The sequence below is a fragment of the Flavobacterium frigidum genome, from assembly GCF_048286795.2.
In genome coordinates this window covers 30,054-47,995 of sequence record NZ_JBLVPT020000012.1, presented here as the reverse complement: position 1 = coordinate 47,995, position 17,942 = coordinate 30,054, and the positions used below count along the sequence as shown (strand labels likewise).

Sequence of the window (17,942 nt, the reverse complement as noted above, 5' to 3'; positions counted from 1 at the left end):
CGAACTAAAATCTATTAATTTTTAGACGACAACAATTTTATTAAAAACTAAATCCGACACTCAGAATCTTTTGAGAGACTAAGTATCGGATGATAAATTATTATTTTTTGATTTAAGATTTAATTCAAAATAAATCTTCTCACCACCTCAGCCACGCCATGATTATTATTAGAAGCTACGATAAAATCTCCTTTAGCTCTCAATTCAGGATCGACATTATCGACCCAAACTCCTAATCCAGCATATTCAATCATGGTTAAATCATTCCCTGCATTTCCTACAGCAATAATCTCACTTTGAAGAATATTTAGTTTCTCGGCTAAAAATTTGATACTGGCTCCTTTATCAATTCCATTTTGCGCTACTTCAAGAAAAAATGGCTTTGACATACTCACACTTAGATGCGGCATTGCGGCTTTCAAGTCTTTTTCTACTTCTTTTAAGTAAGTTGGCTCTTCTAACAAAATACATTTGACAGCTGAAGACTGAACTTCTTCTTTAAAACTTACCGCTTTATTGTGTTCTAAACCCGTAATATTTTTTTCGATTTCAATATATTCAGAATCCGTTTCACTTACAATTTTCCCATTAACGTAAGTAATAATGTGTGTCTTACTTTTTAAACTGTAATCATACAATTCATGGATTTGCCCTTGAGTTAACGTTTGCTCAAAAATGACTTTATCTTCTTTTAAATCAGTAATAACAGCTCCATTATACGATATCATATACGAATTATCCAATTGTAATTCTTTGGCGTAAGCAATCATTGCTGGCGTTGGTCTTCCAGAAGCCAGAATAACATAAACTCCTAATTCCTGGGCCTTAAACAACATTGCTGCATTCTCTACTGAAATGGTATGGTCATCGGTTAACAAAGTGTCATCCAAGTCTAAAACCAACATTTTATATTTCATTATTATTTTTTAAACGTAGTAATTTCAATTACTGCGGATTCACAAATTACTTTTTCAAGTTGATTGAATTCTGACGAGTGTCAAAAATTTGAAGGATACGAATTTCAGTTTCAGAATGAATTTTATAAATAATTTTATAATCTCGAACAATCATTCTTCTGAATGGTTCTCCTAAGAATTCATCTACTTGATATTGCTCAACAAAATGAATGTTTTAACTTTGAAGTACAATATCTCTGATAACGTTCCTAGCTCCTTGAGGAGATTTTAATTTAATAAATTCAAATAGTAGTTTTAAATCGGCTTTCCCTTCAGTATCCCAAAGTATGGTAATTGGCTTCTGCATATTACCACTTCTCGATTTCTTTTTCTAAATCTTCAATCGTTGTATATTCTCCCGATGAAATTCGTTCATCAGCCTCTTTTACCATAGCAACGTATTCTTCCTTATCAACTGGGTAACCACTTATGGTATGCGCAACAACTTCTTGGTCTAAAACAGATTTAAACGCAATTATTTTTTTTAGTTTACTTTCATCATTAACATGAAGTAACCAATCCATCAATTCTATTTTTTTTGCAGCTATGTCCATCTTACAGAGGTATTTGAATAGCAAATATATAAATTTAAATACTCATTCTGAATTCTTCAATAACAGGATTTACTTTTGCAAACTCGGTTTCCTGAACAAACAATTCAACCGCTAAATCTGAATTTCCAAATCCTCCCAATCGAGCCGATTGTATATTATTTTTTACTACTACATCGACGCCAATCGATTCAATTCTTTCTTGTAACGCTACAGCTAAAATCTCACTTCCCGAAAACACTTTCATTAATCCCATTTCCCTCTTTATTTAATTATTTTGTACCGTTTTCTTCATCGCCTTCTAATTCCTCCTCCTCAAAATCTTCATTTGCATCTACCTCCAAGTTTTCTTCCTCGTCAAAATCTTCTTCGTCTTCATCTTCTCCATCAAAATCGAATTCATAAGGTTCCTCTAGCATTTTTTCAGCAAGAACTTCTATTCGTTCTGTGAATTGTTCCGAAAAAATAATACGTTGCGCTCTAACAATACTATTCGAAATACGCATGATTTTTGTTTCATGACGCAACTTCAAAATTGGATCAGCATCATCAAGGATAAACATTTTTAATCGGTTTACGTTAAATCCAGCTGTAGTAAACATTTCGCTTAACTTATTTGGCGTTCCAATCAAAACATCAATTCCGCTGGAAATATAATTTTTATCGTACTCCATGTCGCCTTTATCATGAACACCGTAAACTTCTAAATTAGAATTCTTTCCGTATTTTTCAAAAAGAGATTCCATTTCTAATACTTTCGCTTTATCTTCAACTATAATCAAAGCCCTTGGCGATTCTTCGGTCACTCCAGCCAATCTCTGAATTACATTCAGCACAATTGTAGTTGATTTTCCGCTTCCTTTTGGTGCGATAATAATACAATCCGAACCACTTTTCATGGTCGAAAATGTTTCTTTTTGCATCGCATTGGCTTCAGTCAAACCGTTTTCAATTAAGGCTTGTTGTAACTCTTCGTTTATTTTTTTTAGTTTCATTTATTTGATATTGATAGATTTAAATATTCAAAAATTAAAATATTACCACACTAATTTTTAAATTATTCAATCATTAAATTAATTTTATTTAGACGCAAATAATGTCACATCATTCTCAGAAATTTCGCTTCCGCCAAGGATAATCAAGCGCTCTACCACATTTCGTAATTCACGGATATTTCCTGTCCAATCGTATTCTTTCAACAAATTAATCGCTGCTGAAGAGAACTTTTTGACTGCATTCCCTTGCTCCGAAGCAATCTTATCCGCAAAATGAGAAATCAACATCGGGATATCATCTCGTCTATCATTCAAAGCCGGGACTTTAATCAAAATCACTGCCAAACGATGGTATAAATCTTCTCGGAAACGCCCTTCGGCAATTTCAACTTTCAAATCTTTATTGGTAGCTGCTACCACACGAACATCGACTTTGATGTCTTTGTCCGCTCCCACTCTGGTAATCATACTTTCCTGTAAAGCACGCAATACTTTTGCTTGCGCCGAAAGACTCATATCCCCAATTTCATCTAAAAAAATAGTCCCTTTATCCGCAGCTTCAAATTTTCCTGCGCGATCTTTGACAGCCGAAGTAAATGCTCCTTTTACGTGACCGAATAATTCACTTTCTATCAATTCTGATGGAATTGCAGCACAGTTTACTTCGATTAAAGGGAAATTAGCGCGCTCACTCTTTTCGTGTAGTTGATGCGCAACCAGTTCTTTTCCGGTTCCGTTGGGACCCGTGATTAAAACTCTAGCTTCGGTTTGAGCTACTTTCTCAATCATCACTTTGATATGATTGATGGCTTCACTTTCGCCAATCATTTCGTAGTTTTTACTGACTTTTTTCTTTAAGATTTTATTCTCAACTACGAGTTGTTTTTTGTCTAAAGCGTTGCGAACCGTATTCAATAATCGGTTTAAATCTGGTGGTTTTGAAATGTAATCAAACGCTCCCAAACGCATCGTGTTAATTGCCGTTTCCATATCGCCATGACCGGAAATCATCACCATAGGAATTTCGGGCTTGATTTTTTTGACTGCTTCTAATACCTCAACACCATCCATTTTTGGCATTTTGATGTCGCACAAAACCAAATCGTAATCGTTGTTCTTTATTTTTTCGAGACCTGCAACACCATCTTCGGCTTCTTCAACCTGATAAGTGTCATTTTCTTCAGAGAGTATTTTTGTGAGTACTCTTCGAATTGCAGCTTCGTCTTCTATGATTAGTATTTTTGACATATTTTTATTTTTGTTTAGCCACCAAGACACAAAATTTAATTTCTAATTAACAGACAAAGTTTTTGAAAACTGATGCCCTAGCCCCGATTGAAGTGGAAATCCTTTTTATTTTTTCTTTAAAAATAAAAAGATTGCAACGGAAAGCGGGAAATAGCTCCATAAATTAATTAAGTTTTAACAAAGCTGAGCCGAGCTTTATTTAATATTTCAACCAGCGATACATCTCACTCCACGTTGGCTTCTTGCCGTACATAAGTATCCCAATTCGGTATACTTTTGCAGCAAACCAAACGACACAAAAGAAGCTACCGAACAATAACGTTACAGAAATGGTGATTTGCCACAAAGGTACGCCAAACGGAATTCGCATCAGCATTACGATAGGAGAAGTAAGCGGAATCATTGAGAAAACGACTGCAATTGTCCCGTGTGGATCATTGATAACCGTAAAAAATCCAACATAAACACTCAACATTAACGGCATAATGATTGGCAACAAAAATTGCTGTGAATCGGTTTGATTATCGACTGCGGCGCCAATTGCTGCGTAAAAGGAACTGTATAGAAAATAGCCGCCAATAAAGTAAATCACAAATCCAATCAAGATACTTGCAATGGGTAAATTCCATAATTCCTTAATATACATTTGGGCAGTTCCCGTCATTTCTTGCTGTACAGTTTGCATCATTTCTGGCGAAACCCTGGCTGTAGGACCCACATTTACTCCTAAAAATGCCGAAGCTGCAAAAAGTAAAGACATTCCAATTATTGCCCAAATTAGGAATTGCAACAATCCTGCTAGTGAAGTTCCTATGATTTTTCCCATCATCAATTGAAATGGTTTCACTGAGGAAATTATGATTTCTACTATTCGACTGGTTTTTTCTTCGATGACACTTCGCATCACCATGTTTCCATAAATAATTATGAACATCATAATAAGATATCCAAATGCGCCACCAATCCCGATTTTGATTTCGTTAAGTCCTTTGACACTTTCTTCACCAGAGGCTTTTGTCAAGCTAATATTTACTTTAGACTGAGCATTTTTGATTGCCCGGGTATCTAAATGTGCTTTTTCTAAATTGCTTTTAGTTAATTTATTGGCAATTACATCCTGAACATTTTCAATGAATGAAATACTGGGACTGCTGTTTGAAATAAACTGTATTTTACTTTCGAAATCCTCAGTATTACTCGCCTTTGGGATATACAATAATCCCTCATAGCTTTCCTTTGTGATACTATCTTTGAGAAATTTTAAATCAATTGCAGTTAAATCAAGGTATTTGTATTCCTCCTTTTTATTGTTCTGCGACGTAAATTCCTTTGCAAACATACCTGATTCGTCATGAATAGCAATTCGTTTCGTGTCTGCTTTCATGGAACTTAAATACGCAACAAAAACGGCGATTCCCACAAATAATAACGGACTTAAAAAAGTCATGACAATAAAGGATTTATTCCGCACCTTGGCAATAAACTCTCTTTTTATAATTAATGATACTATAGACATTTTAGATGGTTAGATTGTTAGACATTTTGGACTCTTAGAATTATAAACCATTAGATTTTCTAAAAATCTAAGTAGTCTGGAAAGTCTATTGTGTTACTGTTTGAATAAAAATATCATTTACACTTGGAATCTTTTCGACAAAATGAGTTACTTGTCCGCATTGTGTCAAAATATTCAATAACTCATTTGGTGTGGCATTCCCGAGTTGAATTTCTAGTTTTAATTCGTTGTTCAAGGATTTAAAAGTAGCCGGGCCAACGGTGAATTTTTGCGTAATAGCATACATCAATCCTTCTACATTCTCCGATAAAATGCCCACTTCAAAACTATTAGTTTTAAATTGTCTTTTTACTTCGTCTAGTTTTCCCTCTATGAGTTTATTCGATTTGTGAATTAAAGCAATATGATCACACAATTCTTCTACGCTTTCCATACGGTGTGTAGAGAAAATTATTGTCGCTCCGTCTTCTCGTAAAGCCAGAATTTCATCCTTGATAGTGTTGGCATTTACGGGATCAAAACCAGAAAAAGGCTCATCAAAAATTAATAGTTTTGGCTTGTGCAATACACAAACTACAAATTGAATTTTCTGTGCCATTCCCTTAGAAAGCTCTTGGATTTTCTTGTTCCACCATCCTTGAATTCCCAATCTTTCGAACCAATACTCCAGTTGTTTTTTGGCTTCAGCCTTAGAAAGTCCTTTCATTTGGGCCAAATACAAGCATTGCTCTCCCACTTTCATCGTGTTGTACAATCCTCTTTCTTCGGGTAAATAGCCGATGTATTGAACGTGTTTGGGTTGCAGTTTTTCACCATCCAAAATAATTTCACCGCTATCAGGTAATGTAATTTGATTTATGATTCGGATTAAAGACGTTTTTCCAGCTCCGTTTGGACCTAAAAGTCCGTAGATACTTCCTCTTGGAATACTCATTGAAACCTCGTTGAGCGCCACATAATCACCGTATCGTTTTACAACTTTATTAACTTCTAAAATAGTACTCATGCTCCTTTTTTAATTGATGTAAAAGTAAATAATTAGTTTCATGTAAGTGCCATTTAATTTATTACGAATTACAATCATTCTAACAAAAGTGTAGGCGACTGTTAACACCAAATAAGTAACACGTATAATTTTCAAAAAAAACCCATCCTTATTGTAGTAAGGATGGGTACTATATTTAAAACAGCTTAGACAAATTTTCTATTATGAAAACATGTCTTTTACTTTCTCAAAGAATGATTTATCTGATTTCTCTGGATTTGGAACAAAATTTTCGTCATTTAGGTTTTTTTCGAAAAACTGTTTTTGTTCTTTGTTTAGTGTTTTTGGCGTCCAAACATTTACATGAACCAATAAATCTCCGTTTCCGTAGCCATTGATACTTGGTATTCCTTTGCCTTTTAATCTTAGAATTTTACCAGATTGAATTCCTTCTTCTAGTTTGATTCTCACTTTTCCGTTTATAGCTTCAATATCTTTGGAGATCCCAAGAACTGCTTCAGCAAAACTGATGTATAAATCATAGTGTAAATTCTCTCCTTCACGTTTCAAGAACTCATGCTCCAATTCTTCAATTGCAACAATCAAATCTCCTGGAATACTGTTTCCTGGCGCATCATTTCCTTTATTAGAAACTTTCAATTGCATTCCGTCAACTACACCTGCAGGTATTTTTATAGACACTGTTTCGTCCTCCAAGATCATTCCTTGAGAATCAGCTTCTGATGGTTTTTTGTCTAATATTTGACCTGAACCACCACAAGTTGGACATGTGGAGGCCGATTGCATTCTACCTAAAATGGTATTCGTGACACGCATCACTTGCCCTTGACCATTACACGTAGAACACGTTTTGTATGATACTCCTGGCGCTTGAACTTTGCGTTTTACTTTTACTTTTTTCTCAACACCATTGGCAACTTCCTCTAAAGTTAACTTTACTTTGATTCGGAGATTACTTCCTTTAGCGCGACGAACACCTCCGTCACCGCCTCCTCCGAAACCACCAAAACCGCCTCCAAAGATATCACCAAACTGACTGAATATGTCATCCATATTCATTCCACCTTGACCACCACCGCCAAAACCTCCTGAACCATCAAAAGCTTGATGACCGTATTGATCGTATTTTGCTTTTTTCTGAGGATCGCTTAAAACTTCATACGCCTCAGCGGCTAATTTGAATTTTTCTTCAGCCGATTTGTCTCCAGGATTTTTATCAGGATGATATTGAAGTGCGTTTTTGCGATATGCCTTTTTAATTTCAGCAGCATCAGCGCTCTTTGAAATGCCTAATATTTCGTAAAAATCTTTTTTCATTTTTTATTTTTTTTGTTGAAATACACCAAAGTATATCTCAGCTCGGGTCAATTACTGTCCTAAAACAACTTTAGGAAAACGGATAATCTTATCGCCTAGTTTGTATCCTTTTTCAAGAACATCTACGATTTTACCTTTAAACTCGTCTGATGGAGCAGGGATTTGCGTAATTGCCTCAGCAAAATCTGCATCAAAAGCATCTCCCGCTTTAAGATCAACTTGTTCTAAACCTTTGGCAACAAGTGTGCTTTTTAATTTCTCATGGATCAACTCTACTCCTTTAGTCAAGAGCTCATCATCCGATTTATTTATTTCAACTATCGCTCTATCGAAATCATCTAAAACAGGAAGCATCGCTAGTAAAACCTCTTGATTAGCCGTTTTAAACAACTCAATACGTTCTTTTGAAGTTCTACGTTTGTAATTTTCAAATTCAGCAAATAATCGTAAATACTTGTCTTTCTCTTTAGCTAAGTCTTGAGTCAATTGCTCTTCTACACTTAGTTCTTCAATAATGATTTGCTCTCCATTTGCATTATTTTCTAATGTCACATCATCTATTTCTTGATCAATCTCGGTATTTTCAGTAGTCATATTACTTGTATTTTTAAAAATATTCTTAAACTTCATTTTATTCTTTTTTTGATTGCAAAAGTACTGCCAATTCTTTTAAAATGTCAAATTGTCATCTTTTTATTGTATTCACAATTTCAGCATAATTTCAAACGGTTTTTAATAAAATTTATCCTTTAAAATTTTAATATAATTTTAAGATTATCTGGCTATACTTTCAATAAATTTGATTTAGTAATCAATGCTAAAAGAATTGATTACTAAAATTGAAATTCCTTCATATTATTAATTCACCATTGTTTTATATTAAAAAAGCTTCGTTTAGTAGACGAAGCTTTTTTAATGGTTTTAAAACAGAATTACAACAACGCTTTTTTGAGACCCTCAAAATCTAGTGAAACTTGTTCGCCACTCTCTAAATTTTTGAGCGAAAATGTGTTGCCAGCAATCTCTTGTTCTCCTACCACTATCGCAAACGGAATACCTCTTTTATCTGCATGCTGGAATTGTTTTGCCACTTTTGCAGCATCGGGATACAATTCGACTTTTACCCCAGCATTTCTTAATTCCTTTATCGCTTTCATCGCATAAAATGCTTCGGTATCGCCATAATTAATAAACAACGCTTTAGAAGTAGCGGTTACAGTATTAGGAAACAAATTCAATTCTTCGACAACCAAATAAATGCGGTCTAAACCAAAAGAAATTCCAACACCACTCATATTTTTCAATCCGAAAATTCCAGTCAAATCATCATATCTACCGCCACCGCCAATGGATCCCATTGCAACTGATTTAGGCGGAGCCACCTCAAAAATAGCACCAGTATAATAATTTAATCCTCTAGCCAAGGTTACATCCAAATCTAAAATTGCGGTTGACAATCCAAGTTCTGCAACATTGTCACATATAAAACGCAACTCCTCTACCCCTTTCATTCCCTCGATAGATTCTGCTAACAAAACCGAAAGTTGATTTAATTTCTCAGATATCGTTCCTGTAAAATTAAACAAGGGTTGTACCTTTTGTATTGCCGTTTCAGAAATACCTTTTTCTATCATTTCCTTTTTCACGCCGTCCTCGCCTATTTTATCGAGTTTGTCTAGTGCAACCGTGAAATCAATTAATTTATCAGATGCCCCAATGACCTCAGCAATTCCCGATAATATTTTTCTGTTATTAATTTTGACTGTTACGCCTTCTAAACCAAGCGCAGTAAAAACAGTATCGTACAATTGTACCAGTTCAACTTCTTGCCACAAGGATTTAGATCCCACCACATCTGCATCACATTGAAAAAATTCTCTGAAACGTCCTTTTTGCGGACGATCTGCTCTCCAAACCGGTTGAATTTGGTATCGTTTGAATGGAAATTCGATATTGTTTTGATGTTGTACCACATAACGAGCGAAGGGAACGGTTAAATCGTAACGCAATGCTTTTTCAGAAATACTCGCTGTTAGTTTTGTACTGTCTTTACTCTCTAAATGAGTGGGATTGGCTTTCGCCAAATAGTCTCCGGAATTTAATATTTTAAAAATCAAACGATCGCCTTCCTCACCGTACTTTCCCATAAGCGTGTCTGAGTTTTCGAATGAAGGTGTTTCTATCGGTTGAAAACCAAATTTCTCGAAATTACCTTTTATGGTTTGGATAATATAGTTTCGTTTTGCCACCTCGGTTGGTGAAAAATCTCTAGTCCCTTTTGGAATACTCGGTTTTGATGCCATTGTTGCTATATGGTTTCTGATATTAGCTTTCTAAAATCTAAATTGTAAATTCTTAAATATTTCTGCAAATATCTTATTTTTAAAATTATTCTCTTTAGAAATTTTGTCATTTTATTACAGAACGCATAGCCGCGATTGTAGTGAAAATACAAAAGCGAAAAATAATACTGTTTTATTGCTGGAAAGAGCGACCGCAGGAAGCTCCTTTGCGGCAATTGAAAACAGATTATTTTTGCTGATGGATTGTAACGAAAAGCGGGAAATAGCTTCAAATAAGGAGGATTACAATAAATTAGTTTTTAGCTAAAGAAAATTTGTAACAAAAATTGTAATTTCGTGTCAAACTGCTATGATGTTAAAATTATTCAAAGAAAATATTCGAATTGCACTCGGTTCCATCCGAACACAATTGTTGAGAACCGTTCTTACTGTGCTGATTATTGCTATTGGTATCACCGCTTTGGTGAGCATTCTTACGGTTGTTTCGGCGCTTGAAAACACAATATCCTCGGATTTTGCATCGATGGGAGCCAATACGTTTAACTTGAAACAATATGAAAATACGACTAGGAATCGCGGTGGAAACGAACGGCTGATCATAAATCCTATCATTTCGTATCCTGAAGCAGTCGCTTTCAAAAATAAATATGGGTATCCATTTACCCAAACATCCTTATCGTTTACCGCTACATCAGCTGCTGAAATAAAATACGAAGCGACTAAAACTGATCCCGAAAATGCCATTGTGGGTGTAGATGAATTTTTTATGACCAACTCTGGTTTAGAAACAAGTTCTGGACGCAATTTTACTGGATTTGATATCGCAAACAATGCCTGTGTGTGCGTGGTAGGTTCTGATTTTGAAAAAGGGTTGCTTAAAGATGTAAATCCTATTGATAAAATAATCTCTATTCGCGGGGCAAAATTTAAAGTCATTGGTGTCTTGAAGGAGAAAGGATCTACGTTTGGCAATAGTCAAGATTTACGCGTTTTAATCCCTATTCAACTCGCACGTTCTTTATTTACAGCGCCTAACATCAATTATACGGTAAGTGTTATGGTCGCTAAAAAGGAATTTCTAGAGCAAGCTTTAGGAAATGCTACAAGTACCATGCGTAGGGTTCGTAAATTGAGCCCTGTGAAAGACAACAACTTTGGTGTAGTACGAAGCGATGATTTGATCAATCGAATTCTAGGAATTACAAAATATTTGGGATTAGCCTCCTGGTTAATAGGAGTGATTACTGTTCTGGGATCATCTATTGCTTTGATGAATATTATGATAGTATCGGTAACTGAACGTACGCGCGAAATAGGCGTTCGGAAAGCTTTAGGAGCTAAGAAAACAACGATTGCTATTCAGTTTTTGATAGAGACCTTATTGATTGGACAAATGGGCGGACTCGTAGGGATTATTTTTGGAATTTTAATTGGTTTTGGAATCGCCACTGCCATGGATTTCGCTTTTGTAATTCCTTGGAGCGCAATCATGGCTGCCTTTATCACCAGTTTTATAGTTGCTATTGCCTCTGGACTGTATCCTGCAATCAAAGCCGCAGTGCTAGATCCTATTGAAGCTTTGCGATACGAATAGATTTAAATTTTAGGGATAAGACTTTGATCAAAATGTGAAAATTGATATCTTATCTATAGCAATCAAATAAATTAAATCGAACATCGAATCATCCGATCATTACCGTACATGTCTTTGCGCAATTCGATGTCTTTAAACTGTAATTCCTCAAGTAAAGCGACTGTTTCTGGTCCTAAGTACTGATTTATTTCAAAAAATAACATTCCGTTTGTAGTGAGGTTTTTGTGCGCTAAATTGGCTATTTTTTTATAAAAAATAAGAGCGTCTTCATCTTCTACAAATAGTGCCAAATGAGGTTCATTTTCTAAAACGTTTTTCTTGATTTCTTCTTTTTCTAAATTCCGAACATAAGGTGGATTCGAGACAATAATATCAAATTGCTGTTTTAAATCTTCTGTTTGAAGAATGTTTTGATTGATAAAAGATACGTTGACGGAATTATTTTGTGCATTTTTCTTGGCTGTTGCCAAAGCCTTTTCAGAAACATCAATGGCAGAAACCGTGGCATTTGGAAGATTTTTTGCCAATGAAATAGCAATACAACCGCTTCCTGTTCCTATGTCAAGAATCTTTAAATCTTTGAATTTTTCAATCTTTGAATTATTTCTAATAATCCATTCTACTAATTCTTCGGTTTCAGGTCTTGGAATCAAGACATTTGGATTGACTTCAAAATCCAAACCATAAAAGCTCGTTGAACCCAACAAATACTGAATGGGAATTTCCTTTTTTAGTTCCTCAAGAATCGAATTCCAAACGACAATTTCTTCTTCAGAAAAAAGCAAATCAGGCTGCAACGCCAAGTCAATTCGTTTGAGTTTTTGTTTTTCTTCCAAAATCAAATAAAAAAAACTTTCTGCTTCACCCGCATCATAAATTAGGGTGAGCACTTCAATAAATTGAGTTCTATAATCTTTTATTTTCATTGTTTTATTTTGGATGAATTTTGGTTTATTATCGTTTTGTCAAGTCGAGCGCAGTCGAGACTCAACAAAATCATAAATTCTTCAGCATCCAAATAGGGCAACTCGTGTGGCCTGTGCTTCCCATAGGAGAACAAATGTATTCGAATCCTACTTTTTTGTATAATTTTTGAGCATCAAGCATAAATGGCATAGTTTCTAAATAGCATTTCTCAAAGCCAAAATCTTTTGCACTTTGCAAACAGGTTGCCATCATTTGGCTCCCAATTCCAAGACCTCTAGTTTCTGGTAAAAAATACATTTTTTGAAGTTCGCAGATTGTTTCGGCTTCATTTTCAAGTGGTGCAATACCAGCACAACCCAGAATTTTACCTTCCTTTTCTACTACAAAATAAACTGATTTAGGCTTACTATATTCTTCAAACATTAAATCCAAATACGGATCCTCGTAAGCCGTTCCTACTTTTGGGATGTTTAATTCATCAAAAACAGCTCTAATCAATGCTGCAACATACGGATTGTCTTCTTTTTTAATTTTTCTAATGCTGTAATTTTCCATTTCTCTATTGCCTAATTTATTGTACAAAAGTAGAAATTGTTTAGTGTTATTTTAGAAAGTTTAAAAAATAATACCTTTCCATTTCTGAATTTTCAGGTCAAAATTGGGGCTAATCTCAAAAACAACTACTTTTACATCGTGAAAACACATGAAAAATACATCCGACGCTGTATTGAACTAGCCAAAAATGGTTTGGGAACTACCTATCCAAATCCGCTCGTAGGAAGCGTTATTGTTTATGAAAACAAAATCATTGGCGAAGGCTGGCATAAAAAAGCAGGAGAACCACACGCCGAAGTAAACGCTGTGAATTCTGTAAAAGATAAATCGTTGCTAAGAAAAGCTACAATTTATGTGAGTCTAGAACCGTGTAGTCATTTTGGCAAAACGCCCCCTTGTTGTGATTTGATCATTAAATATAAAATTCCAAATGTAGTTATTGGAACTGTTGATCCCAATGTAAAAGTGGCAGGAAACGGAATTAAAAAACTATTGGAAGGGGGCGTAAATGTTACGGTAGGCATTCTGGAAAATGAATGTAATGAACTTAATAGACGATTTTTTACGTTTCACGAAAAAAAAAGACCCTACATTATTTTGAAATGGGCCGAAAGTCAGGATGGTTTTATCGCACCAATAGAAAAATTAGAAAAGAAACCGGTTTGGATCACCAATCAATTTTCAAGACAATTAGTCCATAAATGGCGCACCGAAGAACAAGCCATTCTAGTAGGAACTCAGACTGTCATTGATGACAATCCAAAACTTAACGCACGCGACTGGCACGGGAACAACCCCATTAGAGTCGTTTTAGATCAAAACAACCGCATCCCAAAAGATAGTCATATCTTTGATAAAAAGGTTAAAACAATCCTATTTTCTAGATCAAATCAAACTATTGAAAAAGAAAATGGTATCTTTGAGTATCTTGATTTTGAACAAAATATAGTAACCCAAATAATCAAATCCCTCTATCAACATCAGATTCAAACGATAATTGTAGAAGGTGGCAGACAAACGTTACAGACTTTTATTGATGCGAATCTTTGGGATGAAGCTAGAATATTTGTTGGTAATATGACATTAAAGACAGGAACTCAGGCACCAAAACTTGGTAGAAGCCAATTCAAAAAACAAGCCATTGGTACCGATCAACTACTAGTATCAAGAAACTATGATTAACACAATAATTTTTGATTTTGGCGATATTTTTATCAACTTAGATAAAGAAGCGCCTCGTGTTGCCTTCGCGAAATTGGGTTTAAAAACATGGTCTGAGGATTTGGAGGAACTCAATTTATCCTTTGAAAAAGGGAAAATTCCGGAACTTCAATTCATAGAAGGCTTTCAGAAAAAAATACCTGATGTGTCAATAAAAGAAATTCGAAGTGCTTGGAACACCATTTTATTAGATTTCCCATTGTACCGACTTGAATTTTTGCAAATGCTTTCGCAAAAATACCGCTTGTTCTTGCTTAGCAATACTGATTCAATTCATATCAATCGATTTCAGCATGTAGCGGGCACCACTTTTTATAGAGAATTTTATGAATGTTTTGAAAGAGTTTATTTTTCTTTTGAATTGGGCATGCGCAAACCCGAAGCCAACATTTTTAATTATCTGATAAAGCAGCATGAGTTAATACCAAAACGTACTTTATTCATTGATGATAAAACAGAAAATACAGATGCAGCCCTTGCATTGGGATTTCAAGTTTGGAATTTACAAGTAGGCAAAGAAGATGTGATACAACTATTTGATAAAAAAATAATTTAGAAACTACCTTTTGGACATAAAAGACACCTACAATACGATTGATTTGGCTTGCGAAGAAGTAGTATTCAAAGAAAAAAATAGTAAATTTTTTGGCTATGCATTTCCACTTCGATCTGAAGAAGAAGTAAAACCATTCATTGAAAGCTTACGAAAACTTCACCCTAATGCTGGGCATTTTTGTTATGCATATCAAGTAGGTACAACAAGCACGACGTATCGAGCAAATGATGACGGAGAACCAAGTAACAGTGCTGGCATGCCTATTTACGGACAAATCCTTTCTTTTTCAGTAACCAATGTATTAATTGTTGTTGTTAGGATATTTGGTGGAGTCAAATTAGGCGTTGGAGGATTAATCGCTGCATATAAAACAACCGCACTAATGGTTCTTGAAACCTGCGAAATTATCGAAAAAACGATCGATATTCATTTTACAATCACTTTTGACTATGTAAATATGAATAAGGTAATGCGCATTATTAAGGAAAAAAAGTTAGAAATCGTAGGCCAAGAAATGGAAATAAAGGAAGATTCAGGATTACCGATAGGCAAAATCGAAATAAAAACACGAAAAAAAAATGCCGAAATGATATTCGACATTTTTAAATCAATGTTTGAAATCGATATAAAACAACTCTAATTTACATCTGAAATTGTCTTTTCATTACTTTATTCTATTTTTTTTAAGAGTTCTAAAATATAATCTGGTGGCGCTGTAGGACGACCTGTTTTTAAGGACACAAAAACAAGAATAAATTGAGCATTTGTTAATAACTCGTCCAATTCATTGTATATCTCGCAATCAAATTCTATCTTCACTGAACTCCGACTTTTAAAAACGGTGCGCACCGTTAGCAAGTCATCATAACGCGCTGACTTTTTATAATTGATATTCATAGAAACTATAGGAAGCGCAATCCCACTTTCTTCAATACTTTTATATGAAACCCCTTTATTTCTAAGCCATTCCACTCTTCCCATCTCAAAATAAGGGATGTAGTTTCCATGATAGACGACCCCCATTTGATCCGTTTCTGAGTACCTTACCCTTACTTGTATTTGATGATTTTTCATTAATTATTTGTTAAAATTTTTAAATTTTTGTACTCCTTACAATAATAATTCTAGAAATTATTATCCATTAAATTTTTTTTTATAGAAAATTGTTCACATATTTGTTACCCCCGATAATTAATAAAATAACATCTTTTTTTCGTAAGATAATAGTTACCAAAAAATACATAATTCAATAAAGAAAATGAACAAAACTGCACAATCAGTATGGGAAAACTGTTTGTCTTTTATAAAAGACAACATTCAGGATCAAGCTTACAAAACTTGGTTCGAACCGATCAAATCAGTTGAACTTACCGATAACGCATTATATATTCAGGTTCCAAGTAAATTTTTCTATGAATGGCTGGAAGAACATTACGTTAAATTATTAAAAGTAGCACTTACTAAAGAACTTGGAAAAAACGCAAAGTTACTTTATAAAATCAGAATGGAAAACACTTATGGTAATAAACAACCGTTTACGGAACAATTGCCAAGTGCCAATAGGGTTCCCATGAAACCACAAGAAGTAGATGCTCCATTCAAAAATTTAAACCCAGAACTCAAAAACCCTTTTGTAATTCCAGGGATTCGCAATTTGAAGATTGAATCCCAATTGAATGCGAATTACAGTTTTGATAATTTTCTAGAAGGAGACTCCAATCGGTTAGCACGTTCCGCTGGTATGGCAGTTGCCAACAAACCAGGAGGAACTTCATTCAATCCGTTATTGATTTTTGGAGGAGTAGGATTAGGAAAAACCCACCTAGCTCATGCAATTGGGGTTGAGATAAAAGATAAATATCCTGAGAAAACAGTTTTATACATTTCGGCTGAAATTTTTACACAACAATATATCGACTCGGTTAAGAAAAACAACCGAAACGATTTCATTCATTTTTATCAATTAATTGACGTTTTAATTATTGATGACGTACAATTTCTTTCTGGCAAATCAGGAACTCAAGATGTATTTTTCCATATTTTCAATTATTTGCATCAAAATGGAAAACAGGTAATCTTGACTTCAGATAAGGCGCCAGTTGACATGCAGGATATTGAGCAGCGCTTGTTATCGCGTTTCAAATGGGGTTTGTCTGCTGAAGTACACCAACCTGATTATGATACTAGAATTTCTATCCTTAAAAATATATTGTATCGAGATGGCGTAGAAATTCCGGAGGAAATCATAGAATATGTAGCTCGCAATATTAAATCAAATGTAAGAGAACTCGAAGGTGCGATTATTTCGTTGATTGCACAATCTTCATTCAATAAAAAGGAAGTTACGCTAGAGCTTGCCAAAAGTGTGGTTGAAAAATTTGTGAAGAATGTAAAAAGAGAAATTTCAATCGATTATATTCAAAAAATTGTTTCCGACTATTTTCAATTGGATCTGGAAACCTTACAGTCAAAAACAAGAAAGCGACATGTGGTGCAAGCCCGCCAATTGGCTATGTTTTTTGCTAAAAAATTCACGAAGGCATCTTTGGCCAACATTGGCTCACAAATTGGGGACAGAGATCACGCAACTGTATTGCATGCTTGTAAAACCGTTGATAATTTAGTTGCAACCGATAAACAATTCAAAAAATTTGTGGAAGACATCAATAAAAAACTAACGTTGTAATCCCATCATGTCCGTGAAAATTTTAATGGTTTGTTTAGGTAATATTTGCCGCTCTCCTTTGGCAGAAGGAATTTTAGCTTCAAAACTTCCAAAAAATAAATTTAAAGTTGATTCAGCTGGGACTGGTTCTTGGCACGTTGGTCATGGACCAGACGATCGTTCGGTTGCTGTAGCAAAAAAAAATAAAATCAATATTTCAAATCAAAAAGGACGACAATTCAGTAAATCTGATTTTGATGCTTTTGATTATATATATGTGATGGACAATTCAAATTACAATACAGTAATTGAACTTGCCGAAAACCTAGAACAAAAACAAAAAGTTAAACTAATTCTAGATGAATTATTTCCAAATGAAAAAGTAGATGTTCCCGATCCTTATTTTGGCTTACCTAATGGATTTCAAATAGTGTATAATATGCTTGATGAAGTTTGTGATGCAATTGCAACAAAATTAATAAAGAAACATCCCTAATATTTTAGCTAGAAAATTTTCCGAGAAAATAAATAG

19 protein-coding genes are annotated in these 17,942 nt (G+C 34.6%); 6 read left to right on the top strand and 13 right to left on the bottom strand.

The genetic code is table 11. The features are described 5' to 3' along the window. Positions 1 to 119: 119 nt before the first annotated feature. The 10 genes from ACNQGB_RS12115 to hisS all read right to left on the bottom strand — a co-directional run bounded on the left by ACNQGB_RS12115 (position 120) and on the right by hisS (position 9,892). Positions 120 to 917 carry a Cof-type HAD-IIB family hydrolase gene (locus ACNQGB_RS12115; RefSeq protein ID WP_417945188.1) on the bottom strand — a complete coding sequence of 266 codons (798 nt, stop codon included), beginning with the start codon at positions 915 to 917 and terminating at the stop codon, positions 120 to 122. Between the two features lie 347 nt (positions 918 to 1,264). Beyond that, positions 1,265 to 1,510, bottom strand: coding sequence for a hypothetical protein (locus ACNQGB_RS12110; RefSeq protein WP_417945190.1), 246 nt, complete (start codon positions 1,508 to 1,510; stop codon positions 1,265 to 1,267). A 34-nt stretch (positions 1,511 to 1,544) separates the two neighbouring features. Further along, entirely contained in the window at positions 1,545 to 1,763 is a 219-nt protein-coding gene (locus ACNQGB_RS12105; RefSeq protein ID WP_309756235.1) for a putative signal transducing protein, read from the bottom strand. 16 nt (positions 1,764 to 1,779) lie between these two features. Next, a complete protein-coding gene (locus ACNQGB_RS12100) occupies positions 1,780 to 2,502 on the bottom strand; it encodes a DEAD/DEAH box helicase (protein ID WP_417945191.1) in 723 nt (240 codons plus the stop codon). Between the two features lie 84 nt (positions 2,503 to 2,586). Beyond that, positions 2,587 to 3,750 (bottom strand): sigma-54-dependent transcriptional regulator, encoded by a 1,164-nt coding sequence (locus tag ACNQGB_RS12095; protein WP_417945193.1) that lies wholly within the window; start codon positions 3,748 to 3,750, stop codon positions 2,587 to 2,589. 199 nt (positions 3,751 to 3,949) lie between these two features. Continuing rightward, positions 3,950 to 5,266, bottom strand: coding sequence for an ABC transporter permease (locus ACNQGB_RS12090; RefSeq protein ID WP_417945194.1), 1,317 nt, complete (start codon positions 5,264 to 5,266; stop codon positions 3,950 to 3,952). A gap of 85 nt (positions 5,267 to 5,351) precedes the next feature. Continuing rightward, positions 5,352 to 6,272, bottom strand: a complete 921-nt coding sequence (locus ACNQGB_RS12085) for an ABC transporter ATP-binding protein (protein WP_417945196.1) — start codon at positions 6,270 to 6,272, stop codon at positions 5,352 to 5,354. 201 nt (positions 6,273 to 6,473) lie between these two features. Further along, the gene (dnaJ, locus tag ACNQGB_RS12080; RefSeq protein ID WP_417945197.1) at positions 6,474 to 7,589 is read right to left on the bottom strand and encodes a molecular chaperone DnaJ; all 1,116 of its coding nucleotides are present in this window, start codon (positions 7,587 to 7,589) and stop codon (positions 6,474 to 6,476) included. 51 nt (positions 7,590 to 7,640) lie between these two features. Continuing rightward, positions 7,641 to 8,219 (bottom strand): nucleotide exchange factor GrpE, encoded by a 579-nt coding sequence (locus ACNQGB_RS12075; RefSeq protein WP_417945199.1) that lies wholly within the window; start codon positions 8,217 to 8,219, stop codon positions 7,641 to 7,643. A 302-nt stretch (positions 8,220 to 8,521) separates the two neighbouring features. Continuing rightward, complete coding sequence (hisS, locus tag ACNQGB_RS12070; RefSeq protein WP_417945200.1) at positions 8,522 to 9,892, bottom strand: histidine--tRNA ligase; 1,371 nt, start codon at positions 9,890 to 9,892, stop codon at positions 8,522 to 8,524. A gap of 349 nt (positions 9,893 to 10,241) precedes the next feature. On the opposite strand from hisS, the gene ACNQGB_RS12065 reads away from it, so the two are divergent. Beyond that, complete coding sequence (locus ACNQGB_RS12065) at positions 10,242 to 11,486, top strand: ABC transporter permease (RefSeq protein WP_417945202.1); 1,245 nt, start codon at positions 10,242 to 10,244, stop codon at positions 11,484 to 11,486. Between the two features lie 71 nt (positions 11,487 to 11,557). On the opposite strand, the gene prmC is transcribed toward ACNQGB_RS12065, so the two are convergent. Together prmC and ACNQGB_RS12055 are read right to left on the bottom strand one after the other, a co-directional pair. Beyond that, the gene (gene prmC / locus ACNQGB_RS12060) at positions 11,558 to 12,412 is read right to left on the bottom strand and encodes a peptide chain release factor N(5)-glutamine methyltransferase (protein WP_417945204.1); all 855 of its coding nucleotides are present in this window, start codon (positions 12,410 to 12,412) and stop codon (positions 11,558 to 11,560) included. 70 nt (positions 12,413 to 12,482) lie between these two features. Next, positions 12,483 to 12,968 carry a GNAT family N-acetyltransferase gene (locus ACNQGB_RS12055; protein WP_417945258.1) on the bottom strand — a complete coding sequence of 162 codons (486 nt, stop codon included), beginning with the start codon at positions 12,966 to 12,968 and terminating at the stop codon, positions 12,483 to 12,485. A gap of 138 nt (positions 12,969 to 13,106) precedes the next feature. On the opposite strand from ACNQGB_RS12055, the gene ribD reads away from it, so the two are divergent. Genes ribD through ACNQGB_RS12040 form a run of 3 tightly spaced genes read left to right on the top strand, consistent with a single transcriptional unit; the run spans position 13,107 to position 15,385 of the window. Continuing rightward, positions 13,107 to 14,150, top strand: coding sequence for a bifunctional diaminohydroxyphosphoribosylaminopyrimidine deaminase/5-amino-6-(5-phosphoribosylamino)uracil reductase RibD (gene ribD, locus ACNQGB_RS12050; RefSeq protein ID WP_417945205.1), 1,044 nt, complete (start codon positions 13,107 to 13,109; stop codon positions 14,148 to 14,150). Then, entirely contained in the window at positions 14,143 to 14,745 is a 603-nt protein-coding gene (locus tag ACNQGB_RS12045; RefSeq protein WP_417945206.1) for an HAD family hydrolase, read from the top strand. The genes ribD and ACNQGB_RS12045 overlap by 8 nt, the downstream gene beginning before the upstream one ends. 10 nt (positions 14,746 to 14,755) lie before the next feature. Then, entirely contained in the window at positions 14,756 to 15,385 is a 630-nt protein-coding gene (locus ACNQGB_RS12040; protein WP_417945208.1) for an IMPACT family protein, read from the top strand. Positions 15,386 to 15,414: 29 nt separating this feature from the next. Here ACNQGB_RS12040 and ACNQGB_RS12035 read toward each other — a convergent pair whose 3' ends face one another. Further along, the gene (locus ACNQGB_RS12035; protein WP_417945210.1) at positions 15,415 to 15,819 is read right to left on the bottom strand and encodes an acyl-CoA thioesterase; all 405 of its coding nucleotides are present in this window, start codon (positions 15,817 to 15,819) and stop codon (positions 15,415 to 15,417) included. Positions 15,820 to 16,003: 184 nt separating this feature from the next. On the opposite strand from ACNQGB_RS12035, the gene dnaA reads away from it, so the two are divergent. Then, a complete protein-coding gene (dnaA, locus tag ACNQGB_RS12030) occupies positions 16,004 to 17,431 on the top strand; it encodes a chromosomal replication initiator protein DnaA (protein ID WP_309757359.1) in 1,428 nt (475 codons plus the stop codon). 7 nt (positions 17,432 to 17,438) lie between these two features. After that, positions 17,439 to 17,906: a low molecular weight protein-tyrosine-phosphatase gene (locus ACNQGB_RS12025; RefSeq protein WP_417945212.1), complete on the top strand. Its 468-nt coding sequence runs from the start codon at positions 17,439 to 17,441 to the stop codon at positions 17,904 to 17,906. Positions 17,907 to 17,942: the final 36 nt, after the last annotated feature.

What these genes read in the sequence shown, in the direction of transcription:
- hisS (WP_417945200.1), bottom strand. Translation starts at nt 9,892, where the DNA reads ATGGCATCAAAACCGAGTATTCCAAAAGGGACTAGAGATTTTTCACCA.
- ACNQGB_RS12055 (WP_417945258.1), bottom strand. Translation starts at nt 12,968, where the DNA reads ATGGAAAATTACAGCATTAGAAAAATTAAAAAAGAAGACAATCCGTAT.
- prmC (WP_417945204.1), bottom strand. Translation starts at nt 12,412, where the DNA reads ATGAAAATAAAAGATTATAGAACTCAATTTATTGAAGTGCTCACCCTA.
- ACNQGB_RS12045 (WP_417945206.1), top strand. Translation starts at nt 14,143, where the DNA reads ATGATTAACACAATAATTTTTGATTTTGGCGATATTTTTATCAACTTA.
- dnaJ (WP_417945197.1), bottom strand. Translation starts at nt 7,589, where the DNA reads ATGAAAAAAGATTTTTACGAAATATTAGGCATTTCAAAGAGCGCTGAT.
- ACNQGB_RS12065 (WP_417945202.1), top strand. Translation starts at nt 10,242, where the DNA reads ATGATGTTAAAATTATTCAAAGAAAATATTCGAATTGCACTCGGTTCC.
- dnaA (WP_309757359.1), top strand. Translation starts at nt 16,004, where the DNA reads ATGAACAAAACTGCACAATCAGTATGGGAAAACTGTTTGTCTTTTATA.
- ACNQGB_RS12095 (WP_417945193.1), bottom strand. Translation starts at nt 3,750, where the DNA reads ATGTCAAAAATACTAATCATAGAAGACGAAGCTGCAATTCGAAGAGTA.
- ACNQGB_RS12025 (WP_417945212.1), top strand. Translation starts at nt 17,439, where the DNA reads ATGTCCGTGAAAATTTTAATGGTTTGTTTAGGTAATATTTGCCGCTCT.
- ACNQGB_RS12105 (WP_309756235.1), bottom strand. Translation starts at nt 1,763, where the DNA reads ATGGGATTAATGAAAGTGTTTTCGGGAAGTGAGATTTTAGCTGTAGCG.
- ACNQGB_RS12090 (WP_417945194.1), bottom strand. Translation starts at nt 5,266, where the DNA reads ATGTCTATAGTATCATTAATTATAAAAAGAGAGTTTATTGCCAAGGTG.
- ACNQGB_RS12075 (WP_417945199.1), bottom strand. Translation starts at nt 8,219, where the DNA reads ATGAAGTTTAAGAATATTTTTAAAAATACAAGTAATATGACTACTGAA.
- ACNQGB_RS12035 (WP_417945210.1), bottom strand. Translation starts at nt 15,819, where the DNA reads ATGAAAAATCATCAAATACAAGTAAGGGTAAGGTACTCAGAAACGGAT.
- ACNQGB_RS12100 (WP_417945191.1), bottom strand. Translation starts at nt 2,502, where the DNA reads ATGAAACTAAAAAAAATAAACGAAGAGTTACAACAAGCCTTAATTGAA.
- ACNQGB_RS12110 (WP_417945190.1), bottom strand. Translation starts at nt 1,510, where the DNA reads ATGGACATAGCTGCAAAAAAAATAGAATTGATGGATTGGTTACTTCAT.
- ACNQGB_RS12115 (WP_417945188.1), bottom strand. Translation starts at nt 917, where the DNA reads ATGAAATATAAAATGTTGGTTTTAGACTTGGATGACACTTTGTTAACC.
- ACNQGB_RS12085 (WP_417945196.1), bottom strand. Translation starts at nt 6,272, where the DNA reads ATGAGTACTATTTTAGAAGTTAATAAAGTTGTAAAACGATACGGTGAT.